25 protein-coding genes are annotated in these 25319 nt (G+C 60.6%); 12 read left to right on the top strand and 13 right to left on the bottom strand.

The genetic code is table 11. The annotated features are described in order from the left end of the window. Positions 1 to 243: 243 nt before the first annotated feature. From feoB to HEP89_RS28005, 4 genes are all read right to left on the bottom strand, one after another. On the bottom strand, positions 244 to 2625 hold the full coding sequence (gene feoB / locus HEP89_RS28020) for a ferrous iron transport protein B (protein ID WP_168693634.1): 2382 nt from the start codon (positions 2623 to 2625) through the stop codon (positions 244 to 246). Next, positions 2625 to 2993 (bottom strand): ferrous iron transport protein A, encoded by a 369-nt coding sequence (locus tag HEP89_RS28015; protein ID WP_168693633.1) that lies wholly within the window; start codon positions 2991 to 2993, stop codon positions 2625 to 2627. Before HEP89_RS28015 ends, feoB begins: the two co-directional genes overlap by 1 nt. A 139-nt stretch (positions 2994 to 3132) precedes the next feature. Further along, positions 3133 to 3714, bottom strand: coding sequence for a UbiX family flavin prenyltransferase (locus HEP89_RS28010; protein ID WP_077294252.1), 582 nt, complete (start codon positions 3712 to 3714; stop codon positions 3133 to 3135). Beyond that, entirely contained in the window at positions 3711 to 5225 is a 1515-nt protein-coding gene (locus tag HEP89_RS28005; RefSeq protein ID WP_228148151.1) for a UbiD family decarboxylase, read from the bottom strand. Before HEP89_RS28005 ends, HEP89_RS28010 begins: the two co-directional genes overlap by 4 nt. Positions 5226 to 5374: 149 nt before the next feature. Between HEP89_RS28005 and HEP89_RS28000 the strand changes: the two genes are divergently transcribed. The 4 genes from HEP89_RS28000 to HEP89_RS27985 are packed head-to-tail and all read left to right on the top strand — an operon-like array spanning position 5375 to position 8213. Beyond that, positions 5375 to 5932, top strand: coding sequence for an SCP2 sterol-binding domain-containing protein (locus tag HEP89_RS28000; RefSeq protein WP_075281785.1), 558 nt, complete (start codon positions 5375 to 5377; stop codon positions 5930 to 5932). Then, on the top strand, positions 5929 to 6939 hold the full coding sequence (locus HEP89_RS27995) for a peptidase U32 family protein (protein WP_077294246.1): 1011 nt from the start codon (positions 5929 to 5931) through the stop codon (positions 6937 to 6939). Before HEP89_RS28000 ends, HEP89_RS27995 begins: the two co-directional genes overlap by 4 nt. Then, on the top strand, positions 6940 to 7854 hold the full coding sequence (locus HEP89_RS27990; RefSeq protein ID WP_322853569.1) for a U32 family peptidase: 915 nt from the start codon (positions 6940 to 6942) through the stop codon (positions 7852 to 7854). Next, positions 7827 to 8213: a hypothetical protein gene (locus HEP89_RS27985; RefSeq protein ID WP_077294243.1), complete on the top strand. Its 387-nt coding sequence runs from the start codon at positions 7827 to 7829 to the stop codon at positions 8211 to 8213. The genes HEP89_RS27990 and HEP89_RS27985 overlap by 28 nt, the downstream gene beginning before the upstream one ends. An 11-nt stretch (positions 8214 to 8224) precedes the next feature. Here the strand turns inward: HEP89_RS27985 and HEP89_RS27980 are convergent, their stop codons facing one another. Beyond that, positions 8225 to 8986, bottom strand: a complete 762-nt coding sequence (locus tag HEP89_RS27980) for an NnrU family protein (protein ID WP_228148150.1) — start codon at positions 8984 to 8986, stop codon at positions 8225 to 8227. Positions 8987 to 9122: 136 nt separating this feature from the next. Here HEP89_RS27980 and HEP89_RS27975 point away from each other — a divergent pair, with 136 nt between their 5' ends. The 8 genes from HEP89_RS27975 (at position 9123) to HEP89_RS27940 (ending at position 19257) form a co-directional block, all read left to right on the top strand. Next, positions 9123 to 10343: an NnrS family protein gene (locus HEP89_RS27975; protein WP_353622321.1), complete on the top strand. Its 1221-nt coding sequence runs from the start codon at positions 9123 to 9125 to the stop codon at positions 10341 to 10343. A gap of 154 nt (positions 10344 to 10497) precedes the next feature. Then, entirely contained in the window at positions 10498 to 12711 is a 2214-nt protein-coding gene (locus tag HEP89_RS27970) for a NosR/NirI family protein (protein ID WP_168693632.1), read from the top strand. A gap of 30 nt (positions 12712 to 12741) precedes the next feature. After that, the gene (gene nosZ / locus HEP89_RS27965) at positions 12742 to 14652 is read left to right on the top strand and encodes a TAT-dependent nitrous-oxide reductase (protein ID WP_055660829.1); all 1911 of its coding nucleotides are present in this window, start codon (positions 12742 to 12744) and stop codon (positions 14650 to 14652) included. Between the two features lie 3 nt (positions 14653 to 14655). Continuing rightward, positions 14656 to 15939 (top strand): nitrous oxide reductase family maturation protein NosD, encoded by a 1284-nt coding sequence (locus HEP89_RS27960; protein ID WP_197923319.1) that lies wholly within the window; start codon positions 14656 to 14658, stop codon positions 15937 to 15939. After that, entirely contained in the window at positions 15936 to 16856 is a 921-nt protein-coding gene (locus HEP89_RS27955) for an ABC transporter ATP-binding protein (protein ID WP_168693631.1), read from the top strand. Before HEP89_RS27960 ends, HEP89_RS27955 begins: the two co-directional genes overlap by 4 nt. A gap of 3 nt (positions 16857 to 16859) precedes the next feature. Further along, on the top strand, positions 16860 to 17690 hold the full coding sequence (locus HEP89_RS27950) for an ABC transporter permease subunit (RefSeq protein ID WP_168693630.1): 831 nt from the start codon (positions 16860 to 16862) through the stop codon (positions 17688 to 17690). Continuing rightward, complete coding sequence (locus HEP89_RS27945) at positions 17687 to 18235, top strand: nitrous oxide reductase accessory protein NosL (protein ID WP_168693629.1); 549 nt, start codon at positions 17687 to 17689, stop codon at positions 18233 to 18235. The genes HEP89_RS27950 and HEP89_RS27945 overlap by 4 nt, the downstream gene beginning before the upstream one ends. Beyond that, entirely contained in the window at positions 18232 to 19257 is a 1026-nt protein-coding gene (locus tag HEP89_RS27940; RefSeq protein WP_286201086.1) for an FAD:protein FMN transferase, read from the top strand. Before HEP89_RS27945 ends, HEP89_RS27940 begins: the two co-directional genes overlap by 4 nt. A 12-nt stretch (positions 19258 to 19269) precedes the next feature. Here HEP89_RS27940 and HEP89_RS27935 read toward each other — a convergent pair whose 3' ends face one another. From HEP89_RS27935 to HEP89_RS27900, 8 genes are read right to left on the bottom strand one after another with little or no spacing between them, the layout of a single operon-like run. After that, entirely contained in the window at positions 19270 to 19671 is a 402-nt protein-coding gene (locus HEP89_RS27935; protein ID WP_286201085.1) for a hypothetical protein, read from the bottom strand. A gap of 25 nt (positions 19672 to 19696) precedes the next feature. Then, positions 19697 to 19948 (bottom strand): hypothetical protein, encoded by a 252-nt coding sequence (locus HEP89_RS27930; protein ID WP_023001466.1) that lies wholly within the window; start codon positions 19946 to 19948, stop codon positions 19697 to 19699. Beyond that, entirely contained in the window at positions 19945 to 20688 is a 744-nt protein-coding gene (locus HEP89_RS27925) for a CbiX/SirB N-terminal domain-containing protein (protein ID WP_168693627.1), read from the bottom strand. Before HEP89_RS27925 ends, HEP89_RS27930 begins: the two co-directional genes overlap by 4 nt. Then, positions 20645 to 22192 (bottom strand): nitrite reductase, encoded by a 1548-nt coding sequence (locus HEP89_RS27920; RefSeq protein WP_168693626.1) that lies wholly within the window; start codon positions 22190 to 22192, stop codon positions 20645 to 20647. Before HEP89_RS27920 ends, HEP89_RS27925 begins: the two co-directional genes overlap by 44 nt. Then, entirely contained in the window at positions 22167 to 23387 is a 1221-nt protein-coding gene (nirJ, locus tag HEP89_RS27915; RefSeq protein WP_168693625.1) for a heme d1 biosynthesis radical SAM protein NirJ, read from the bottom strand. The genes HEP89_RS27920 and nirJ overlap by 26 nt, the downstream gene beginning before the upstream one ends. Positions 23388 to 23390: 3 nt before the next feature. Further along, positions 23391 to 23879, bottom strand: coding sequence for an Lrp/AsnC family transcriptional regulator (locus HEP89_RS27910; RefSeq protein WP_023001470.1), 489 nt, complete (start codon positions 23877 to 23879; stop codon positions 23391 to 23393). Then, positions 23876 to 24331, bottom strand: coding sequence for an Lrp/AsnC family transcriptional regulator (locus HEP89_RS27905; RefSeq protein ID WP_023001471.1), 456 nt, complete (start codon positions 24329 to 24331; stop codon positions 23876 to 23878). Before HEP89_RS27905 ends, HEP89_RS27910 begins: the two co-directional genes overlap by 4 nt. Beyond that, positions 24328 to 25317 (bottom strand): Lrp/AsnC family transcriptional regulator, encoded by a 990-nt coding sequence (locus HEP89_RS27900; protein ID WP_168693624.1) that lies wholly within the window; start codon positions 25315 to 25317, stop codon positions 24328 to 24330. Before HEP89_RS27900 ends, HEP89_RS27905 begins: the two co-directional genes overlap by 4 nt. Positions 25318 to 25319: the final 2 nt, after the last annotated feature.

Here is a 25319-nt window from a genome sequence, read left to right as displayed (position 1 = left end):
GTTTGGAGAACGAATTTCGATGCCATCACCTTGACCTGGCTCCGTCCAAATCGGCAGAACGGCGGGTAATGACCCACGGACCTAAGGCACTGATCTAAATGAGCATTCAGACATGTCTTTTGGCTGCTCTTATCGACGCAGGGAAGCGAAGGCCTTGCAGATGCCCACAGCATCGATCGCCCTTTGCCACCCCTCGAACGCCCGACGGCACAAATTGGCACTTTCTAGTTATGAGGGTAAAATTCACCCGGATGCGGAAGGTCGAAAATCCGCCTTGGACGGACCACTTCTTCCAAGGGTGCGGCTAATGAAGAAGGTCAGTCCGATCAGTCCCGTCATCAGCGCCAGCCAGAAAAGGGAGCGTTCAGGGTGGCTGCCGATCTGGCTGAGCTGATAGGCGATCGTGGCGCCGGAATAGGCGACGAACGTTGTCCATGCCGCAGCAAAGACGGCCCAACCGGCGCCGATCTCCCGAGCAATCGCAGAAAGGGTTGCAACGCAGGGGATGTAGAGCAATACGGCCAGCATATAGGCAAATGCAGCGCTCTGGCTGCCGAAGTACCTGGACATTTCGGCAAAGACGGCTGGCTGGACGTTCTGTTCGCCTGCGGCGGCTTCGAAACTGGAAATGTCACCGACATCCAGACCAAGCGGATCAAGCAGGGCATCCGCCAGGCCGAGCAGGGATTCGCCCAGGGCAAGCACCGTGGCTTGTGCGGTTTCCATCGGATTTGGAACCACTTCACCTGCCGTTTCGCCTGAAGCGTAGAGAGCCTGCAGGGTCCCCACCACGGTTTCCTTGGCAAACATGCCGGTGAAAAGACCGACCGCTGCCGGCCAGTTGTCGGCTCTGACGCCCATGGGTTCAAGAACGGGCGTAACCTGCCGGGCTGTGAGCGCCAGTATGGAGGTGCCATTGTCCTCATTGCCGAAGCTGCCATCGGGGCCGACGGAATTCAGAAACGACAGCAGCGCAACCACGATCACGATGGTCTTCCCGGCCTCGGCAACAAATTGCCGGATCCGGGCCCAGCAGAGGCGCAGGACCCTTGAAAGCGGTGGCATCTGGTAGATCGGGAGTTCGATTGCCAGAGGCCGGGGTCGCTGCAAGGTCAGCCTGGGAGCCAGCATCCAGCCGGTGAATAGCGCTGCCGCGATGCCGATCAGATACAGCGCGAAAACAACATTCTGGCCCCCAACCGGGAAGAAAGCAGCGGCGAACAGCGCATAGACCGGAAGGCGCGCCCCGCAAGACATGAAGGGCGCCATCATCGAGGTCAATATGCGCTCGGCGCGCGTGTCGAGTGTCCGCGTTGCCAGCACGGCCGGAATTGTGCATCCGAAGCCCAGCACAAGCGGCAGGAAGGCGCGGCCCGACAGTCCCAGACGACGCATCACACGGTCCGCGACCACGGCTGCGCGGGTCATGTATCCGCTTTCCTCCAGAAAGATCTGGCACAGGAACAGGAACCCGACCACCGGCACGAAGGTCCCAACCGTCTGAATGCCGGTACCGATTGCGCCGACGGCAATGTCGAGGACCGTGCCAGACAGCCCCAGCTGATGGAAAACGAGCGCTGGTGTATCGACAAAGGCGGCCTGACCGAGGCCGTCGAACAGATCGATGAAGACGCCGGACACATTGATCGTCAGGAAGAACAGGAGATACATAACGCCAAGAAACAGCACCGGGCCGAACCATGGCGAAAGGGCGATCCGGTCGAACCTGTCAGACAGAAATCTGCGACCTGCAGGGGGCGGCATATCAATGCGGCGCGCCAGAAGGGTTGCCTGTGCGAGGGGCGCGTCCGCCAGATACTGGTCAAGCAGCACGCCTTCCACAGGTCCAGTCTCCTCGATCAAACGGTCACGGATTTCAAGAAGGTCTTGTCTCGCGCGTTTTTCCGTCAGCCAGTCCCGTTCCATCAACCGGCGCGATGCGGCAACGGTGTTGGCGTTTTCATATTCGGGCCTGCCGTCCAGAACCTGTTGCAACGCCTCCAAGGCATCGCAGACCTTGCCGGGCAAGGATGTCTGCTGAGGAGAGGAAACGTGCTGCCGATCTTGCAGGCAACGTGCAAGCTGGTCATGGAGCTGATCGAGCCCTGAAAGGGTTCTGCCGGAAACCGCAACCACTGGAACATTCAATTGTTCGCTCAGAACCCGCGCGGCTGCGTCCACGGCAGCCGACGTCCAGCAGTCGGCCTTCGTCAGAACCGCCACAACCGGCACGCCGTTGCCACGGGCCTGCAGCAACATGGACAATCCGCGATGCGGCGCGGACAGATCCACCGCAACAATCAGGGCATCATGCGCCACGTTGACGAGCGCGTCTCTGGCAACCCTTTCATCTATCCGTTCCGCCTGGGGAGCGGACAGGCTCGAGATTCCCGGCAGATCGACGAATTCAACGGTCAGACCCTTGATGACAGCCGTTCCGCTCTTTCGATCGACTGTCACGCCGGGCCAGTTGCCGATCGTTTGCCGGGCGCCGGTGAGCATGTTGAACAGCGTGGACTTGCCCGAATTGGCAGGGCCGAGCAGGAAAACCCGGTACTGTGCCGGCGCACAGGGCAGAAGATCCCGCCGAACGCAACCGGGTGCGGCACAACTGGAACAGCCCATCAGACGTCCCTCCCCCGGTAAACGTGTTCTTGTCCCTGTTTCTTCTGGCGATTGCTGTCGCAACCGCAGCCACAGTCACAAGGAGAGAGATGGACCGACAAGGCCAGATCCACGCCGATCGCGGCGCGAATGTCGCCACATGCCACGATGCGCGGCCGCAAACCGTTGCCGCGAAGAAGATTGATGACCGTGTCGGGTGCAAGCCCGGCCGCAAGAAGTTCCATGCGCGAGTGGCGTGTCTCGCCCAGGCAGACAACATGATACGCCTTGCCCGGCACGGCATGCGCAAGCGTCAGAACATCCGCGCCATTGGCCGTCGGCGGCGGCGTTATTTGTCCACTCTCGGTTTGAAGGATTGTTTCAGACATTGGCGAAGCCCTTCTTGTTCCGAATAAGGGCGTAGCACCGGGGGAACCCGACCCAATTGACCATAGTCAAGTCTGACAGGGGCCCGGCCGCGGCGAAAGATCACAGATCAACCGGCAAAGGGCTGCCGGAGATCTAATTTCAGGCTGGTTCACCAGTCCATCGCCGCAGGCTGTCTCCCGGATCGATCCCCGCCGTTGCGAGCGCGCGGGCAGCAATCTGCTGGGTCATTTCCTCCATCGTTGAAAGGCCCAGATAAAACGGAGGCACCGGCGGTGCGACGATCGCACCCATGCGGGTGACCTTGAGCATTGCCTCCAGGTGCCCTTCGTGGAGCGGGGCTTCACGAGCCAGCAGGACAAGCTGCCTGCGTTCCTTCAGAGTGACATCTGCAGCGCGCGCCAGCAGTCCCTCCCCCGTGCCGTAGGCGATGGCAGCGAGGCTGCGCATGGAACAGGGCGCGACGATCATGGCATCCATCTGAAAGGATCCGCTGGATATGGGTGCGGCGACATCCGAAGCGGCATATTCCTGCGTCGCGAGATCGTGGATTTCCCGGCGGGCCGCATCGCCCAACTCAAGCTGTATCGTCCGTTCCGCCGCAGCGCTCACCGTGGTGAAGGTGTCGAGCCTGAGTGCCTTGCACAACCGCAGAATTTCAAGTGCAATTGCCGCACCCGACGCCCCGGAAATGCCGATTACAAGTCGTTTGCGCCGGCTCATGGGTGCACCTCGGCCGCAGGTGTCCGGCACAGCTGCGCGAAGAGGCTGTCAGCACGCGTTTCCATCTCCGCCGGCATGGTCAGTTTCTCCGCAAACCTCCGTGCCGTCTCTGCGCCAATCTTGATCGTCGCATCAATGCCGAGCTTGCCTCCCAGTCCCTCGCGCGGGCTGGAAAAGTCCAGTTGATCGACCGGTGTTCCGGTCAGGACGAGCAGGTCGCGCTCCGGGTCGGACCGTGTCGCGACAGCCCACATGACATCGTCCCAGTTCCGGATGTCGATGTCCTGATCGACAACGATCACGTATTTGGTCATCGAGAACTGCGGCAAGAGTGACCAGAAGCCCATCATCGCCCTCCGTGCCTGACCGGGATAGGTCTTGGCGATCTGAAGGACCGCCACTCTGTAGGAGCAGGTCGCAGGGGGCAGATGGACATCGATAATTTCCGGAATTGCCTGTTGCAGCAGCGGGCGGAAGAGACCCGTCATGGCCTCGCCGATAACAGAGGGTTCGTCGGGCGCCCTGCCGGTGAAGGTCGACAGATAGACGCAGTCCCGGTGCATCTTCATGGCCTTCAGCCGGAACACAGGATAATCGGCGGCTTCGTTGTAGTAACCGGTGTGATCGCCAAAAGGTCCTTCCAGCGCCGTCTCTCCCGGCTGGACCTCTCCCTCCAGGACAATCTCGGAACTCGCCGGGACATGAAGATCGATCGTATCGCAGGGAGCAAGCTTTGATGGCGTGCCGTTGAAGATGCCGGCCAGCGCCAGTTCACTCACGTTTGCCGGAGCCGGGATAACGGACGCCAGCAAGGTTGCCGGATCGCAGCCGATTACCACGGCAACAGGCATTGCCTCGCCTGACTGCTGCCACTGGCGGTAATGCTGTGCACCGCCGCGAAACGGCAGCCAACGCAAGATTGCCCTGTCCTTGTCCAGCACCTGGATCCGGTAGATGCCGAGATTATAATTCCTGGGATCGTCCTTGCTGGGACGACGGGTAACGACCATTCCCCAGGTGATCAGCGGTCCCGCATCGCCCGGCCAGCAGGTCTGGACCGGAAGCTGCGAGAGATCCGGCTCAACCCGGTGAAGATCCTTGGGAACGCCAGTCATCTTCGGCCTTGAGTTAAGCCCTGCCTTTGCCATCGGGATCAGGGTTCCAGCCTCCCGCCAGGAAGCTGGCGGTTGTGGACTGCGCAAGCTGGCCAGAAACTGTCCGAGGTCGGGCAGGTTTTCGGGGTGAAGACCCAGTCCGTTCGCAACGCGCTTCGAGGTGCCGAAGAGATTGATCAGAAGGGGTGCGGCAAAACCGCCCCGGTCTGCCCGGACTGGATTGGAAACGAGGACCGCGGGACCGGCACTCCCGATCACCTTCTGATGCAACGCGGTCGCTTCAAGATGAACATCCACGGGGGTGCTCAGGGTCTTCAGATCGTCTTCACGATCCAGAAAATCCAGGAATTTCCGCAAGTTGGGAAAGGGAGGCAGGTCGCGACCGGTCTTTTGCATCGTGGTTCCAGCAAGACATGCGCGTGTGGCAACACGCTGCTCAGAGTGTCCGGCGATATCGGCAGAACGACCGATGCCTGCCTTGATAATTGTCAAGTTGGCAAGGGGCGATGCCGGTCTAGGCTCCGCTCACAGAAAGTGAGATCCGGATGCAAACACACCCCTCTTCGGAAAGCCTGCCACCACTCGTTTCCTCCCTTGTTTCGCCCCTGCCGAAACCTCCAATGGAAGCGCTGCTCTCGACCCTCACGAAACGCCTCGTCGCACGCCGTCCGGATCTGATCCGCAGGCTCGGCGACGTTGTCCAGGTGCCGATCGCGATCGTCCCGGACGATTTGCCCCACGCCTTTCTTCTGTCACTAGATCCGGACAACTCCAGGGTCCGAATCTGTGACAAGAGCCGGATCGGCGATGCCAGGGCGATCGTGCGCGCTCCCTTTCTGGTACTGCTGGGACTGCTGGACGGCACCTATGATGGCGACGCCCTCTTCTTCAGCCGTGATCTTCGTATCGAAGGCAGGACAGAGCACGTGTTGGCCCTGCGCAACACGCTGGAAGAGGCAGATCTCACCCCGGGCGAATTCTTCGGCCTGAGCGGACAATCGGCCGACTGGGTCAACACCATCAGCGACAAGCTGCTGGGCCAGGTTCGTGCCTTTGCGCAAAAATCCGCCCAGGCTGACTGTTCCCGGCAGAAACTCTCATGACATCACCTGAAGCAAAGCCGTTGGAACTGGTTTGCCCGGCAGGAACCCCTGCCGCGTTACGCGCAGCAGCGGAAGCCGGTGCCGACGCGATCTATTGCGGCCTTGCAAACGAGACCAACGCGCGCAACTTTCCCGGACTGAACTTCTCGCCGGAAGAGCTGGCGGAGGGCGTTGCCTTTGCCCACCGCAAGGGGTCCAGGGTGCTGGTCGCGATCAACACGTTTGCCCGGGCCGGAGATGTCGGTTTGTGGCGAGAGGCCGTTGATACGGCTGTGCAATGCAGGGCCGACGCCGTCATTGCCGCAGATCTTGCCGTTCTCGATCATGCGGCAAGCAACCATCCGGAACTGAGGCTTCATCTATCCGTGCAGGCGGCCGCCAACACGCCCGAGGCGATCCGGTTCTATGCGGACACTTTCGGGGTGAAGCGCGTCGTCCTGCCCAGGGTGCTGTCGGTGCCTGAAATCGCAAGTCTGAACAAGGAAATCGACGTTGAAACCGAGGTCTTCGTTTTCGGCGGGCTCTGCGTGATGACAGAGGGCAGATGCTCGCTTTCCTCCTACGCCACGGGCAAGTCGCCGAACCTGACCGGCGTGTGTTCGCCGCCGGAACATGTCGACTACACCGAAGACGCCGATGGCAAACTTCAGGCCCGGCTCGGCGGGTTCACAATCGACAGTTTCGAGCAAGGCCAGGCAGCCGGTTATCCGACGCTCTGCAAGGGCCAGTTCACCGCGGAAGGCAAGACCGGCTACCTGTTCGAGGACCCGGTTTCCCTCAATGCCTTCGAGCTTCTCGGAGACCTTTCCAAGGCGGGTGTCACAGCGCTGAAAATCGAAGGTCGCCAACGCGGCAAGGCCTATATCGCGGGCGTCGTCGGCGCGTTCCGGAAGGCGGTCGACAGTCTTTCAGACGGCGGCGACCCCGGCCCGGCCATCGGCGCCTTGAAAGCCTTTTCGGAAGGCGGTCGTCAGACCGCAGGCTCCTACAAGAAAACATGGCGATAGATGATGCCGGACCATCCGAAAATTGAACTTGCGCTCGGGCCCTGTTTCTTCAACTGGTCTGCGGAGCGGCTTGTCGACTTCTACCGCGGCATCGCCGAGGAAGCGGACATCGACCGCGTGTATCTGGGTGAAGTTGTGTGCGGCAAGCGCATGCCGTTCACCGATGCACTCTGGCCGGACATCATGGAGATGCTGACCAAGGCCGGTAAACAGGTGGTCCTGTCGGGGCTTGCGCAACCCGTCAACAAGCGGGAACGGGAGATCCTGCGCCAGCAGGCCGGTTATGACATGCCGATAGAGATCAACGATCTGTCGATGGTCCCGGGTCGCGCTGGCCAGGAATTCACGGCAGGCCCGTTTCTGAATGTCTATAACGAAGCCAGCCTCAGACTGCTTGCCGACAGAGGAGCCACGGCCTGGTGTCCTCCGGTCGAGCTGCCTCTTGATTCGATCCAGAAAATCGCCGCGCTCGTGCCGGAGGTGGACATTGAACTCTTTGCGTTCGGCAGGCTTCCACTCGCACTCTCCTCCCGTTGTTATCATGCAAGGGCACATGGGCTGCGCAAGGATGCCTGTCAGTTCGTCTGTGATCGCGACCCGGACGGAATGAACATCGCCACACTGGACGATCGCAGGTTCCTGGCGGCAAACGGAATTCAGACCCTGTCGGATGCCGTTCATGTTGCTGGCGTAACCAGCGGACAATTGCAGGCAACGGGTATCCGCCGGCTACGACTGTCTCCTCATTCGCTGGACATGGTGAAGGTCGCCGGCACATTCAGGCGTTTTCTGGATGGCGAGCTGACATGTGAAGACTTGAATGCAGAGCTCGCAGGCCAAGGCCTGCCCGGCCCTGTCTGCAACGCCTATCTCGCAGGAGATGCAGGATGGAAGACAGCAACACTCCCGGCCTGAGACCGGGTACCGAAGCGCGAAGCGAACCATTTCCGGATGTCATCGAGCAGATCCACCGTGAACTGCAACGCCTGGACATGCCCTGTACGTGCAAGGAACAACTGGACCGGACGATCGTCGCCATAGAAACCTGGAGAACCCTCAAGCTGCAGAGGGACCTGACCGGCAATATCGAGACCGAGTATGCCCAGATGGCGTCCGGCATATCCTTTCTGAGCGACCTGGCGCTCCTCAGCCGCAAGCCGCTGACACCGCAGGAGATGGTCGATCATGCCGAAAGCCTCAAGTTTCTGGCGGACATGGCGGATCGGTGTGCCCGGCGGCTGACGGAATTGGCCAGAATTTCCGGCAAGACCTGACGACTGCTGCCTTACGGCATCAGCGTTGCCACGGGATCGACACCTGCAAACAAGGGGTGCGCAACAGCCAGGACAATGTAGAGCACAAGCCCTGCCGTTGCCCTGAAAAGGATTGCTTGCCAGTTGACCGGAGCCACGCTGGACGAACGCTTCATGTCGGCAAGCAGGCAAATCCAGGTATTGCCCATTTCCCTTTGTTTGCGCCGATCGATCAGTTTCATGCCCGCCAGGGAGAAAACCGCAAACGTTCCGAACAGGATGACGTGTGCCAGATCTCCGTTCGGAACAACATGCGCCACTGACCACAGAAACGCAGCCACCAGGATCGGGTGACGGGTCAGGCCGACGATGCCTGGACGCTCGGGATCGAACCGGTTGTTGTGCCGCCCGCCGAAGGAGAACGGGTTTGGTGCACCGATCCCGAAGGCGAGGATCAGACAGACGGGCAGCATCATCAATACGGGTACATAGGTCTGCCAAGTCTCCCAGGGCCAAAGCGCAACGTATGGCGCATCACGGGCTGCCACAATCAGCCACCACAGGATCCCCAGCGAAAGCAGCGAATAGCAGAGTGAAAACCCGCGCGGTGAGAGGAAGGCGACCAGAAGCGGACGAATCGGCGGCCTGACCAGAACCATGTGGGAGGCGAAGAAGACCAGGAAGGCCGCGATAAAATTGAGCCAGTTGAGGCTGGGCATGGCAGGGGCGCTCTCTACAGGAACACGTTTCCGGAGCCTGGCAGCCCCGTCGATATACATGACTCTTATAGTCATGAATCCAATCCGACTTGACGATGGTCAAGACACTTGCAGACCCGTCTTGGGATCATGAGCCAAGGGCCCTTCGGCCTGTTTCATCTTCAGCTGCATTTGCCGGCCTGCCGGCAGAAACACCCTGAAAGGCAAGCTCATGATGGCAACTCATCGTTTTGGGGCATTGGGCAGCCCTACCCGGATCCCGACAGTGTTGACCGCCGGGTTCAGGTTCTTTTTCCTCTCCGCAGGCATTTTTTCGGTATTTGCCATGCTCGCCTGGACAGTCTGGCTCGGTGTGCACGCCGCCGGAGGCACCTTTATCTCCACACCCATGGCCATGGCACCGCACCTCTGGCACGCGCATGAAATGGTTTTCGGCTATACGGCTGCCGTGATTGCAGGGTTCTTCGTGACAGCAGTGCCCAACTGGACCGGAACGAAGGAAGCCGGTTCGCTGTTTGTCATTGCCAGTGGCACGGTCTGGCTTGCCGGACGGTTTGCGATCTGGTTTTCCAACAGCATCGACCCGGTGATCGTTGCCGCGGTAGACCTTGCCTTTGTCCCGGTCCTCTCCACCGCCGTACTCGGGCGCCTTGCTCGCAAATCCCAGGCCCGCAACATGGTGTTTCTGGCCCTGCTGACGGCTCTCCTCACCGGCAATCTGATGATGCATCTGGAGTGGATCGGCTGGACGGACGACACCGCCCAGGCTGGTGTTCGGATGGGAATATTCACCAGTACGGCCATGATCGCGATTATCGGTGGCCGGGTCGTGCCGGCGTTCACGCGCAACGCCCTGCTTCGGGTGGGCTATCAAGGGTCCCTGCCCGTGTCGCGTGTCTGGCTGGACCGGGCAGGTATCCTGCTTGTGCTGCTGACAGCTCTCGCATTCCTGCCGTTTGTGCCTGAGGTGTTGCGTGGTGGGCTTTGCCTGGCGGCCGGGCTGGTCACGCTATTACGTCTTGCCGGTTGGCAAGGCTGGGCGGCGCGAAGGGAACCGATCCTCTGGATCCTGCATGCCGCCTATCTGCTGCTTGGGTCCGGGTACCTGGTTTACGGTGTGACTTTACTGACCGGCGAATACTCCGAAACGGCTGCCCTGCATCTGCTTGCTGCCGGAGCAATCGGCAGCATGACACTTGCAATGATGACGCGCGCCTCGCTCGGTCACGCGGGTTTGCCGTTGAAGGTGTCGAGGCCGATCGTGCTCGCCTATGTGCTTCTGATCGCCGCCGCGTTGGTGCGAAGTTTCGGGCTCAGCGCCCTCGGCTATTTCGAAACCATGCTGCTGTCGGGCAGTTTGTGGATCGTGGCCTTCGCTTTGTATGTCGGGGTCTATTTCCCGATCCTGACAACACCTCGAATACGTAAATAAACATATTTATCAAGGCGTTCACCAAAGGTGGGCGCCTTTTTTTTGATGTCCCCAAAATCATTTCCACACACTTGACTATCGTCAATGTCCCGACCACCGCAAAGGCCGACAACGAACCCCAAGAGAAAACACACGACTTCTTGGAGCGCGTCTCGTGGGTCATCCCCGTCACATTTTTCTGTTCGCCTTCCTGAGCATCGCTGTTGCCCTGGGTCTGGTGGGAATCGCACCCGTCAAGGCAGATGAAGCGCTGGTCCAGCATTACCTCGACAAGGTAGCGCCGGGCGAACTCGTGCCGGGGGCCGAAACTTTCGGCCCGCTGAAGAACGATGTTCCGGTCGTGCCTGCCCTGAAAGGCAAAGACACGCTCGGCTGGGTTTACCTGACTTCGGATTTCGTCTCCACAACGGGCTATTCCGGCAAACCGATCCACACTCTTGTCGGGGTCGACAAGGACGCCGTCATCACGGGTGTCCGACTGGTCAAACACTCCGAACCGATTGTCCTGATCGGAATTCCGGACAAGAAAATCCGTGCGGTCACGGAAGGATATGCAGGTCTCGACCTGAAGGCGGAAGCCGCCAGTGGTGGCTCGGCACACGATCTCGACATCATTTCCGGCGCGACCGTGACCATCATGGTCATCGACGATTCCATCATCCGTTCGGGCCTGAAGGTTGCACGGACCCTGGGTCTGGGTGGTCTTGCTTCCGAAGTTGCGGAGAGTGGCCCGCAAAGGGAAGTCGATACCGGCAAGAAAGACATCAGTGACTGGATGACGTTGACCGGTGATGGCTCGGTACGGCGCCTCTCCCTGGATGTCGCGCAGATCAACGAATCCTTTGTGAGCCAGGGCGACAAACGTGCGGTCGACAGGCCTGAAAAAGGCCCGGAAACCGACACTTTCATCGACCTCTACCTCGCTCTTGCAGATGTACCTTCAATCGGCCTGTCGCTGTTGGGCGAAGCGGAATATGCCAACCTGATGGCACGGCTGAACGACGGCGACCACGCCATTCTTGTGGCCGGCCGGGGACGCTATTCCTTCAAGGGGTCCGGTTATGTGCGGGGCGGGATCTTCGACCGGATCCAGCTCATCCAGGACGATATCTCGGTTCGTTTCCATGATCGCCAGCACAACCGCGTCGGCACGATCGCCGCGGAAGGTGCCCCGGCCTTTTCCGAAATGGACCTCTTCATCATTCCGGCGGACTCAGGTTTCGATCCTGCCAAGGAATTCCGGCTGCAGCTGCTCGTGCAGCGCCCGGTCGGGCCGATCGAAAAGGTGTTCCTGACGTTCGACCTCGGCTACCGGCTGCCCGACAGCTATCTGAAGACCGCTGCACCAGCCGCAACATCTGTCGCAGCTTCAGGTCAATCCAGTGCAGCCGCCGCGGAAAAGGACACAGGTGTCCAGGCCCTCTGGAAACGGATCTGGAATGACCGCAAGACGGACGTTCTGATCCTTGGCGCTGCCATCGCCGTGCTCACGCTGGTGTTCTTCTTCCAGATGCAGGTAACCCGCAACGAGCGTTTCACCTTCTGGTTCCGCATCGGCTTCCTCACCTTCACGCTGGTCTGGCTCGGCTGGATGGAAAACGCCCAGCTGTCGGTGGTCAACGTGCTGGCCTTCTTCTCCGCCCTCACAAGCGACTTCAGCTGGGACGCCTTCCTGATGGATCCGCTGGTGTTCCTGCTGTGGTTCTCCGTGGCTGCTGCCCTTCTGTTCTGGGGACGCGGCGCCTATTGCGGCTGGCTGTGCCCCTTCGGCGCCCTGCAGGAGCTGACCAACCGTATCGCCAAGCTGTGCCGTATCCCGCAGATCGAAGTGCCGTGGGGTCTGCATGAGCGCCTGTGGCCGGTGAAATACATCATCTTCCTGGGTCTGTTCGGACTGTCGCTCTATTCACTCGATGTGGCCGAACACTATGCCGAGGTCGAACCCTTCAAGACGGCCATCATCCTGAAGTTCCAGCGCGCCTGGCCCTTCGTCCTGTTCGCGGTGGCCCTGCTGGCAGCAGGCCTGTTCATCGAGCGGTTCTACTGCCGGTATCTGTGCCCGCTCGGCGCGGCCCTTGCGATCCCGGCACGGCTGCGGATGTTCGACTGGCTGAAGCGGTACCGCGAGTGCGGCAACCCCTGCAACCGCTGCGCCAAGGAGTGCATGGTCCAGGCCATCCATCCCGAAGGCCACATCAACCCCAACGAGTGCCTGAACTGCCTGCACTGCCAGGTTCTGTATCAGCACGACCAGAAATGTCCCGTTTGCATCAAGAAGCTCGCGAAAAGACGGCGGTTCGAGGTGCAGACCGGTCTCGTCAAGCCGGACACAAAAGCCAAGGCGGAAACGCCGGTGCCGGCCAAATAACCTTCAAAAGGCAACCTAAGGAGATCAGCCATGAAGGACACTCAAGAACAGCGCGGCGTATCCCGCCGGGATCTGTTGGGCGGATCAGCCAAGACCGCCATCGTCGCCGGTATGGGCGCAGTCGCCCTCAGCGGTGCAGACCTTGCATATGCGCAGGGAGACGGACAGAAGTTCGAACTCGCACCGGGTGAACTCGACGAATACTACGGCTTCTGGTCGTCCGGCCAAAGCGGCGAGTTACGCATTCTCGGTTTCCCGTCCATGCGCGAACTGATGCGTGTTCCGGTGTTCAACCGCTGCTCGGCAACCGGCTGGGGTCAGACCAACGAGTCCCTCAAGATCCTGACGGAAGGTCTGCTGCCGGAAACCAAGGCGTATCTCGCGGCACAGGGCAAGGTCACCTATGACAACGGCGATCTGCACCATCCGCACATGTCCTTCACCGACGGCACCTACGACGGTCGTTACATCTTCGCCAACGACAAGGCGAACACGCGCGTGGCCCGCATCGATTGCACCACGATGAAGTGCGACAAGATCATCGAGATCCCGAACGCACACGACATCCACGGCATGCGGCCGCAGAAATATCCGCGCACGGGCTATGTCTTCGCAAATGGCGAGCATGAAGCACCGCTGGTCAACGACGGCAAGATTCTTGACGATCCGTCCCAGTATTCCTGCCTGTTCACCGCCATCGACGGTGACGAGATGAAGGTCGCCTGGCAGGTGATCGTATCGGGCAACCTCGATAACTGCGACGCCGACTACCAGGGCAAATACGCCTTTTCGACCAGCTACAACTCGGAAATGGGCATGAACCTTGCCGAAATGACCGAGAGCGAACTGGACCATTGCGTCGTCTTCAACATCAAGGCGATCGAGGAAGCCGTCGCTGCGGGCAACTACCGGGAACTCAACGGTGTGCCGATCGTCGACGGCCGCAAGGAAGCCAACTCCCAGTTCACCCGCTATATCCCGGTTCCGAACAGCCCGCACGGCTGCAACGCGGCACCGGACAAGAAGCACATCGTCATCAACGGCAAGCTGTCGCCCACCTGCACGGTGATCGACGTGACCAAGGTCGACGCGCTCTTCTCTGACAATGCCGATCCACGCTCGGCTGTTGTCGCCGAACCTCAGCTCGGCCTTGGCCCGCTCCACACGGCTTTCGACGGCAAGGGCAACGCATTCACGACCCTGTTCCTCGACAGCCAGATCGTGAAATGGAACGTCGACAAGGCCATCCGTGCCTATGCGGGCGAAGAAGTCGATCCGATCATCTCGAAGGTCGATGTGCATTATCAGCCGGGCCACAACTCCACCTCCATGGGTGAAACCGCGGAAGCGGACGGCAAATGGCTGATCTCGATGAACAAGTTCTCCAAGGACCGGTTCCTGAACGTCGGTCCGCTGAAACCGGAGAATGAACAGCTCATCGACATTTCCACCGACGACATGAAAGTCGTTCACGACGGGCCGACGTTCGCCGAGCCGCATGACAGCATCATCGTGCATGCGTCGAAGCTGAATCCGGCAACTGTCTGGGATCGCAACCATCCCTGGTTTGACGATGCCAAGAAACAGGCAGCCGCCGACGGCGTCGAGCTGGAATATGCCGCGGACGTCATCCGCGACGGCAACAAGGTGCGTGTCTACATGCACTCGGTCGCGCCGACATTCAGCCTCGAGAAGTTCACGGTAAAGCAGGGCGACGAAGTCACCATCTACGTCACCAACATCGATGATATCGATGACCTGACCCATGGCTTCTGCCTGTCCAACTATGGCATCGCCATGGAAGTTGGTCCGCAGGCGACTGCGTCGGTCACCTTTGTTGCCGAACGCCCGGGCGTCCATTGGTACTATTGCCAGTGGTTCTGCCATGCGCTGCACATGGAAATGCGCGGCCGGATGTTCGTGGAACCGAGGAACGCCTGAGCCATGCACCGCGCCTTTTTCAGATCACTGGCCCTTTCCACCGCTGCTGTGGCGAGCCTGACCGTCTGCGGTCCGCTACAGGCGGAAGAATGGCAGGTACCAGCCGAAAAGGGCGCTTTGCAGCAGGTTCTTCAACAAGCGCAGGCCGGGGACATTCTCCGGCTTGCACCCGGCAAGCATGAGGGCCCCGTGGTTCTCGACAAACCCTTGACGCTGAATGGAGCGGGCAAGGCTGGCATTGCCGGCAACGGCACAGGTAGCGTTGTCACCATCAACGCACCGGACAGTGTCGTGGAAGGGTTGGAACTGACCGGTTCCGGCCTGTCTCAGGAAACGCTGGATGCAGGCGTCAAGCTGTCCAAGACCGCGCATCGCGCCATCGTGCGTGACAACCGGATCCTCGACAACCTGACAGGTGTCGATGTTCATGGTGCGCGCAACGCAACAGTTTCGAACAATCTCATCGAAGGCCGCCAGGACCTGCGCATGAACGAGCGCGGCAACGGCATCTACGTCTGGAACGCGCCTGATCTTCTGGCTGAATACAACACGATCCGCTACGGCCGCGACGGCATCTTCGTCAACACCAGTCCCAAGGACACCTTCCGCAACAACCGGTTCGAAGACCTGCGTTTTGCCGTTCATTACATGCACGGCAACAACGGTGTCATCGAGAACAACGTTTCTGAAGGCAACGACATCGGCTACGCGCTGATGTTTTCCGACCGGCTGAAGGTACGCAACAACGTCTCGATCGGCGACCGCAATCACGGCCTCATGCTGAACTATGCCAATCACGCCGAGATTTCCGGCAACCAGGTTGAAGGCGGCGGCGAGAAGTGCCTGTTCATGTACAACGCCAACAAGAACACGGTGACAGACAACAGCTTCGAAGGCTGCCCCATCGGTGTTCACTTCACCGCGGGTTCTGCGAATAACGCCTTCAAGGGCAATGCCTTCATCGCCAACAAGACCCAGGTGAAATATGTCGGCAGCCGTCAGCTTGACTGGAGCACGGACGGGCGCGGCAACTACTGGAGCGACCACCCGGCCTTCGACATGAACGGCGACGGCATTGCCGACACCGCTTACCGGCCCAACGACATGGTCGACCAGGTCCTCTGGACCCAACCTTCCGCCAAGCTTCTGGTCGGCAGTCCGGCTGTTCAGCTGCTGCGGTGGACCCAATCTCAATTTCCGGCGCTGCTGCCAGGCGGCATCGTCGACAACGCCCCATTGATGCATCCGCCGGTGCGGGCGACACCGAATTCGGGAGTTCAAGGATGACCGAAACGTCCCACACTGCACCGACCCTCCGCGTGGACGGCGTCTGCAAGACCTTTTCCGGGCACAAGGCCGTCGATGACGTGTCTTTTTCGCTGAACGCAGGTGAACGGGTTGCCATGCTCGGGCACAACGGCGCCGGCAAGACCACACTGTTCAAGATCGTGCTCGGGTTTCTGAAGCGCGACCATGGAGACGTCGCCGTCATGGGAGCTGCCCCCGGCAGTCATGATGCCCGTGTCGGCACGGCCTATCTGCCGGAATCGGTCGCCTTTCCCGCCTCGCTCACCGGCAAGGAAGTGCTGACCTTCTACGCGAGACTGAAAGGCGAAAGCCCGGCCAGGGCCTTGCCGCTGCTCGAAAGGGTCGGCCTGGCGGAGGCTGCAAAACGGCGGGTCGGCACCTATTCCAAGGGCATGCGTCAACGCCTTGGTCTTGCCCAGGCTCTTGTCGGGAGACCTCGGTTGATCCTGCTCGACGAACCGACGACAGGCCTTGACCCCATTTCCCGGCAGACTGTCTATGAACTGATCGGTGAAATCGCCGGTCAGGGAACGACGGTGCTGCTGTCGTCTCACGCCCTCACCGAACTGGAGGCCCGGACAGACCGGATCCTGATCCTGTCGAAAGGCCGGCTCGTTGCGGACGATGTGCTGAGCCGCCTGCGCGCCCAGGCCGGGCTGCCGATCAGGCTGAAGGTCTGGACCAGGCCCGAAGATCTTGCCCATGTCTCCGAAAGCCTCGGCGGCGGGCAGATGAACGGACGTTCGGTCGAATTCAACTGCAACGCGGACGATAAGGTCAAAGCCCTTTCGGCAATCAGCGCACTCGGCAACCTGGTTGAGGATGTCGATGTGCACGCGCCGAGCCTCGACGACGTTTACCGGTATTTTTCCAGCTCCGCTGGCAAGGAGGCCTGAACCATGTTCTCCAGAATCCTCACCGTAGCAGGCCAAGAAATCCGCATCGGTATCCGCAACAGGTGGATCCTGCTTGCAGCGATGATCCTCGCCGTGTTCTCGCTGGCGCTTGCCCTGCTCGGCTCGGCACCAGCCGGAACGCTCGGCGTCGACCGCCTGACCATTACCGTTGCCTCTCTGGCCAGTCTGTCGGTCTATCTCGTGCCGCTCATCGCCCTGCTGCTCGCCTTCGACGCCATCTGCGGCGAGATCGAGCGTGGCACACTGCTGATGACGCTGTCCTGCCCGATCTCCCGTGTCGAATTCCTGATCGGCAAGGCCGTCGGCCACACGCTGGTTCTGGCGTTCGCACTGGTTGTCGGCTACGGCCTGACCGCCGGGTTGCTTGTGGCAGCGGGTTTCGGCTCCCTCTCGGGCCTTGTGGATTTTGCGCGTCTGATCGCAACGTCGATCCTGCTCGGCGTCTGCTTTCTCGCCACGGGCTACGTTCTGAGTTCACTGACACGCCAGTCGCGCACTGCGGCGGCGGCTTCGGTTGCCGTGTGGCTTATGCTGGTCGTCCTGTATGACCTTGCGCTGCTTGGCGCGCTGGTCGCAAACCCAAGCGGTGTCTTCGCGTCCGACGTTTTCCCCTACGCCATCCTGCTCAATCCGGCCGACGCCTTCCGTCTGTTCAACCTGGCCGCCCTCGGCGCAAGCGATCTGGTGGGCGGCATGGCCGGTGTGGCAGACACGCTGCCCTTCGACCCCTTGCTCGCCCTTGGCTCCCTGGCCGCATTTGCCGGCCTGACCATGGCCGGCTCCGCTCTTCTGATAAAAAGGATTGCGCCATGAAACGCGCGCTCATTTCGATATTCATGCTCGGGGTCCTGGCTGCCTGCCAGGAAGAGGTTCAGATTGCCAAACCCGATGCCGTGCATCTGACACCGGAGGCGGCTGGTCACTACTGCCAGATGACCGTTCTGGAACATGACGGCCCCAAGGCGCAGATCCATCTGGCAGGAAATCTCAATCCGCTCTGGTTCACACAAGTCCGCGATGCAGTTGCCTTCCTGCGTTCTCCCGAAGAGCCGAAGGATATTGCTGCCGTTTATGTCAATGACATGGAGCAGGCAGAAAGCTGGACCCAGCCGGGTACCGACAACTGGATCGATCTGGATGGGGCCTGGTTTGTCATCGGCAGCGACGTGGAAGGCGGCATGGGAGCCCCGGAAGCAATTCCCTTTGGTACGCAGGCCGGAGCGGACGCCTTCGCACGGGACAACAAGGGCCGCGTCGTCCGCGCTGAAGACATCCCGACCGACTACGTTCTGGGAGCCGTCGATGTATCCGCCGCCACCTCGGTCCCCATGTCTGCAAAACACGGGGCTGCGCAATGACACATGCAACCATCAATCAACCACCCATGAACCGCAGGCGTTTCCTGCGGATCTGCGCCGCCGGTGTTACTGGTCTTGCTTTGCCGGCGGGTGCCGCAATGGCAGGTGCACAGGCCCAATTGTACCGCTGGCGCGGCATTGCGCTCGGGGCTGGGGCCGAGATCGATATCCTGCATGAAAGCGGAAGCGAAGCGAAACGCCTGTTCACCAAGGTGGAAGCGGAAATCCGCAGGCTGGAAGCGATCTTCAGTCTCTACCAACCGGACAGCGAGCTGGTCCGGCTGAATGCCAACGGACGGCTTTCGGCGCCTTCTCTGGAAATGGTCGATCTGCTCGGCCTGTGCGACAGGCTACACGCCGCGACTGAAGGAGCCTTCGACCCGACCATTCAACCTTTGTGGGCCTATTACGCCAGGCAGGCGTCCGGCGACACCGGAGAAGATCTTGCAACTGCCCGAAGCCGCACAGGCTTCAGACACGTCGTTTATGGCCCGGGCGAGATCCGCTTTGCGCAAAAAGGCATGTCCATGTCCTTCAACGGCATTGCCCAAGGCTACATCACGGACAGGGTGACGGCCCTGCTAGCCGCGAAGGGATGCACGAACATGGTGGTCGACCTCGGTGAGATCGTCACCAGAGGCGGGCCGGATGAAGAACCTGCACTTGACGCAGGCGCTCACCGTGGCTGGCCAGTGACGTTGCAGCCAGTGGCCGAACGCGCAGAGGCGAAGACCAGGATCAGATTGACGAACGCCGCAGTCGCCAGTTCCGCGCGGCTCGGAACGACCTTCGATCAGGCCGGCCGGCGCTCGCACATCATCGATCCGCGAACCGGCCTGCCGGTTGCGGGTGCAGTAGATGGCGCCAGCGTCATAGCTCCGGCCGCAGCTCTTGCCGATGGCCTATCCACGGCCGCATTGGTACTTGGAGAGAACCGACTTGGCAGAGCCCTTACCGACTTTACGGCAACCAGCGCCTTCGTGGTGCGCCGCGATGGTTCGACAGGGTGGCTGAGGGCTTGAGGAGAGCGTCTGTCAGCGGATTACGGCGCGCAGGGCGGTCGAGGTAACGATCGCCCAGAAGCCCGTTCTGAAGATCAATGCCACGAGAGTGCGCGTTTCATGAGGCCCACCTTGGGACACATACACAAGGAATGCACATAAAACGACCGCGGTCCCGATCAGAATCGCGATGGCCATCCAGCGAGCCCACCCTCTGGCGAACCAGAGCCCGATGCCGGTCGTTACATATGCAAAGCCCGCCAGGAAATTGAACCACAGGACAAACGAGACGACGTTGCCAGCCAGTCTGTATAGCTGATCGCCACCAAAGAGAACCGTTCCACCACTCACGACTGTCATGACACCGAAAACAGCGGCGGCGGCACCAGCCATGCGCAGGCCAGACCCTCGACGCAGGTCCCTTTGTATCAACATGGTCTGTTTCCCGTTTACGAGGGTGTCAATCTGCCGGTGGCAGTTTTCCATCTGCTTCGTCCATCAGTCGCCGCACCCACTTTGCTGCAAGCCATGTGGCCGGGATGCCGAGTGGCAAGCTGATCCAGATCGACACGATCGGCGACAGGGCCGGCAAGCCGATGGCCTGCCCCATCAGGCTGAGCATGAAGAGATTGATGGCAACGGCAGCGGCCGTGAACGGGTAAAGCACGATCGCAAGTTTGCGCACCGGCCAGCCGGTTTCGATCCGGGTCACGCCGCCAGTTCCTTCCGATTGGCGCTCTCCAGCGCGCAGGCAATGAGTTTGGGTACGAAAGGCGCCTCGATCAGCGGAGCAAGGCGCAGTCCCTCGAACCCGGCCTTGTCGAGAGCTTCCGGAATGTCCTGGGTCACATGGTGCCCGTTTCCGGCAAACAGGGGCAACAAGACCGTTCTCATGCCGCAACTTGTAGCCGTTTGTTCCAGGAAGGGTGCTTCTTCCAGGAAGCCCAGCCGGATCGGTCTTTCCGGCAACCATTCGGCAAGACCAGCGGCAAAGCGGACGGTGCTTTGCGCGGTCGACCGGCAGGTTGCCGACCCATGGGCTGCCAGCAGCAGTTCGTAGCCGGACGCATTCCAGTGAGTTCTTTCAGCTGTCATTTCCAGAAAATGCGCCGTCAACCGTGGCAACTCGGGATGAATACCGAGGGCAGGCAGCTGCCGGGCGCCCGTCCCTTTCAGCCTGCCTGTCAGAGCGGTCTGCGTGAACCAGCCTTCGGCCATGAAAACCGGAAAAACAAGCGGTTCAGGCCCGGCAAGGCCCAGAGTCCGTTCAAGAGCGCCAGGCGCGGCCAGCGTGGCCGAGCGAATGGACCAGCCGGGCAGGAATTCGCGGACCTGCTGCGCAAGTGCGCGCAAATACGCTTCACCTGCCTGCGGGTGCGACGGCTGGCCGTGCGAGACGAGGATCGCCTCAATGGCTCGTTCCTTCCGAAAAGGTGATCTTGTTCCAGACATTGTACTTCCCCGAAGGTTTTCGCATGGGCAGGCGCCGGATTTCTTCCAGCGTGCTGGCGTCGTAGACAATCACCGCGCCGTCGTCCTCCCAGACGGAGACAAGGGCATAGCGGCCATCTTTCGTGAATTCGACATGGGCAACCGTCGCGCCTTCGACGGGCTTCAAGGTCTTGACGATTTCCAGGCTTTCCTTGTCGATCACATGAATTTCGTCCTTGTTCGGACCGAAGAAGACATCGGCCCAGAAATAGGGCGTGTTCTCGTGACTGCGCAGGAAGAAGCCGGGACCGTCGGTCTTGATCGTCGCGATCTGCTTCCAGGTTTCGGTGTCGATGACCGACAGCTTGCCTTCTTTCAGATGCGGGGTCGCCATGACCCTGCGGCCATCCCGCTCCCAGCTGATACCGGACCCGAGATGTGGCATGCCTTCCAGCGGCAGTTCAGCAATTTCACGGCCGACATTCAGGTTGACCACGACACCGCGTGCGCCGTCGCGCGACGCTCCGACGAGATGCCGGTAGTCGTCATCGAAAAAGAAATCGTCAAGCGGTTCTGCCGTCAGGATCCGGCGGCGGGCGAAGAGACCGACGGACGAAGGCAAAGCTTCGACCATGCCTTTTTCCCGGCTGTGCACGAAGCCTTCGTAGACCGGGTCGGCTTCCGGATCGGTCGCTACTTCCCAGATTTCCGGAGCATCCTTCAAGGCAAGGATGAAGCTCTTGCGGTTGGGAGCCTGATAGACCGCCGAAACGCGACTGGCCGTACCGTCCTTGGCCGTCACATCTATCACGGTTGCGACCGAAAGGTCCTCGGTCGACAGGATCGTCAGCGTCATCGGCAGATAGTTGGCAACCGCCAGCCACTTGCCGTCATGGCTCATGGCAATGTTGCGGCTGTTGAGCCCTGCCCGCACCCGGCCGACTTCCTGAAGCGCGTAGAGATCGTATTTCTGGACCCAGCCGTCGCGCGACATGATGAAGACATAGCGCCCGTCCGGCGAGAATTTCGGCCCGCCATGGACCGCAAACGGCGTTGCGAACCTGTCGAGTGTCTCGAAGGTATCGCCGTCAAGAACACTCACGTGATGATCACCAGTTTCGACGACAAGGGTGATGTTCATCGGATCGGACTGCCAGACCGGTTTTTCGACCGGCTGATAGTCCTCGTTGATCATCTGGCTGGCGGCAATATCCGTTTCGGTCCAGTCCGGAACGTCACTCAGTGGTTCCTTCAGGAAAGCGGCCAGGGCCTCGATCTGATCGGCACTTAGAATATCGGCGAATGCCGGCATCTGCGTCGCCTTGCGGCCGTCGCGAATGACAGCGTCCAGATCCGGTCCGCGCATGCGGCCGAAGGTCTCCGGGATCAGTGCCGGTCCGACACCACCAAGACGGCCTGCTCCATGGCAGTCCTGGCAGTTGTCTGCATAGTCCTGCGCGGGGCCTGCAACCGAAAGCGAGGTCATCAGAAGGAGTGCGCTAAGCGAAGCGGTGAGCCGGATCATGGCGTTTTCCTCGGAACGGGGTCACGGCCAGGCGCTCGCCGCCAGGGCCGGCAAGCCCGATTTCGTCGTCATTGAGATAACAGGCAGGGTCTTCGGCCCAGGGATCGCCAGTCAGTTGCAGTGCGCGGATACGGGTATTGCCGCCGCACACGTCCTTGAAGGCACAGGCGCCACACCGCCCCTTGAGCGGACGCGGCCTTGTTCTGAGCCGGGCCAGCATGGGGTCTTCACCGGTCCAGAGTTCGGAAAACGGAACGGATTTCACGCTGCCGATGGTGTAGTCGGACCAGTAGGTATCCGGATGCACGTTGCCGAGGGTGTCGATGTTGGCCACACCGAGACCGGAGGAATTGCCGCCCCATGCGGCGAGATGACCGCGCACATGGGCTGCCGTTTCCGGACCAAAGATCCGCTGTACCCATTCCAGAAAGTAAACCGCGTCGGCATCATTGTTGCCGGTGACGATATCGAGTGGCCGGCCACCGCTGACACCTTGCCATGCGCGGTCCATCAGAATGTCCATTGCCCATCTGGAGCGCTTGTGCTCGGCATCTTCGCCGCGGTGCTTGTCTCCCCTGCCGGCATAGACGAGATGGGACAGGTAGAACTTGTCGACGCCCTCATCGTCGCAAAGACGCAGAAGATCAGGCAGGCTTTCGTGGTTGCCCTCGGTCAGCGTGAAGCGCAATCCGACCTTGATGCCGCGTGCCTTGCATTCGCGAACGCCCCGCAGGGCAGATTGGAAAGCGCCCTCGACGCCACGAAACCAGTCGTTCGTAGACCCGATCCCGTCAATGGAAATGCCCACATAATCGAAACCGATCTCGGCCACCTTGTCGGCAGTCTCGCCATGCAGCCTGGTGCCGTTGGTGGACAGAGCCAGCATGCGCACAAGGCTTCTGGCGCGCCCGGCAATCTCAAAGAGGTCTTTCCGGTCCAACGGTTCGCCCCCGGACAGGATCAGGGCGGGAATGCCGAAGTGTCCAAGATCCTCCAGGGTCGCCATGGCCTGGTCGTGGGTCAGCTCGCCCGGAAAATCGACGTCCGCCGACACAGTGTAGCAATGCCGGCATTTCAGGTTACAGCGCCGGGTCAGGTTCCAGATCACCACCGGTTTGACCGCACCGGTGCCGCGGCGTGTCCTGACAGGTGTCGGCTCCACGATCTGGTGCATGTATTCCGAGAGGCGGAACATCGTTCAGCCCTCCTTGCCGCGTAGGCGCATACCGGTCTTTTTCAGGATGCGCGTTGAAAACAGGATGTCGCCGGCACGGCAGGCCTTGCCCAGCAGACTGGAAATCTCCGCCCGCTTTGCAATAACTTCCTCGCGGGTTTCTCCATGAACCATGGCAAAGAGGTTGTAAGGCCAGTCGGGCAGCGCCCGCGGACGGCGGTAACAATGCGTGACGAACGGCAGGGCACCGACCTTTTCGCCGAGACTGTCGACCACTGCGTCATCCACATCCCAGACGGTCATGCCATTCGCGGTCATGCCGAGCCGGTAATGATTTGGGGCGGCCCCGATACGCCGGATGACACCTTGCGCCTTCAGCTGCTTCAGGCGGTCGATCAGCTCCGCTTCGCTCAGTCCCAGGCTTTCCGCAACCACGGCAAAGGGTCTGGTGACCAGAGGCAATCCGGCCTGTGTGGCTTCGACGATCGTTCGATCCTGTGGGGTCAAGGTCATGCGTTCACCCGAAAGCCTATGAAAAACTCGCGTTCCTTCGGAAACAGCAGCACCGGCAAGCCTGTGTCGCGTTCGATTGCTTCGGCAGTTGCCGAAATTGCGGCCTGACTTTCCGTTGCCAGGACGAACCACATGTTGAGCTTGTGGTCCCGTTCATAGTTATGGGCGACTTCGGGGTAGGCATTGACTTTGGTTAAGACGTCTTCGAAACGCTCTGGCGGTACCGCGATGGCGCAAAGGCAAAAGGCACCGCCAAGGGCTTCCGCATCGAAGAAGGGTCCGAACCGCGTCAGCAGGCCGTCGTCGCGCAAGGTCCGGATGTGCCCCGCAACCTCTTCTTCACTCAGGCCCAGTTCCTGCGCCAATTCCTGAAAGGGATGCGGAACCAGCGGCAGATCGTCCTGCAGACGATTGATCAAGGTCCGTTCAAGAGGAGACAGTTTCCGGGTCATGCCGCAACTCCCTGACGAGAGATCAGCGCCCCGGTCTGCTTGAAGCAACGGGTGGAAAAGAGAACGTCGTGTCTGACGCCCGCCACTTCCGGCAGGCGCGATGCCTGAATGAGAACATCCAGTGCCTGCGACCGGCTCCGGCCGTGAATCATGCAGTAAAGCCGATAGGGCCACACGCCTGCCACGGGCCTGCGTTCGTAACACAGGGTCACCCCCGGATGCGCAGCAAGCGCCGGGCCCGCCGAGGCGATCCTTTCCGGTTCGATATCCCAGACAACCATGGCGTTCGCGCGCCAGCCAAGGGCGCGATGACGTACAATCACGCCGAAGCGGGAAATGATACCGGCGTCAAGCAGCCTTCCAATCCGTTCCAGAACGTCCTCTTCCGTTCGGCCGAGGTGTTCCGCAATTCGCAGGTAGGGACGCTGTATGATCGGGAGTCCTGTGGTCAGAGCCTGCAGGAGGTCATCGTCTCCCTCCTGCAGTCGCTCCAACCGGACCGGCCGGGGCACTGGTGGCCGGCCCAGGCCGCCGTTCAAGCTGAAGCCTAGGTCTATATTGAACGGACGGATGATCGGGAGATCCAGTACGGCAAGCTGCGTCTGGTCCCGAATGGTGTCCAGAATCCCGTTGACATGCTCCCGGTCCGGGCCGGTGGCAACGAACCAGAGGTTCCGGTAATTCTCCCGTAGATAGGAATGATTGATACCCGGCTGAGCACCGACGATCCCGGCAACGGCCTCGATGCGATCGTGTGGCACTGACATGGCCGCCAATGTGCTTGCCGAAACCGTGTTGGGTGCACAGGTGGCACCAACACGCGTGATCCGGCCGGTCGCAGCCATATCCTGCAGCCGCCCGATAACGTCACCTTCGGAGCAGTTCGTTCCCGCTGCAATGATTTCGAAAGGTCTCGGCACCAACGGGAAGTCCCGTTGCCAGTTGTCGAGCAGGGTCAGGTCAATGGGATCGATGAGGCTTGTCATGG

The organism is Labrenzia sp. 5N (assembly GCF_012395805.1).
Lineage (GTDB): Bacteria > Pseudomonadota > Alphaproteobacteria > Rhizobiales > Stappiaceae > Roseibium > Roseibium algicola.
The sequence above is the reverse complement of the archived record's forward strand: the minus strand, read 5'-3'. Positions and strand labels throughout refer to the sequence as shown.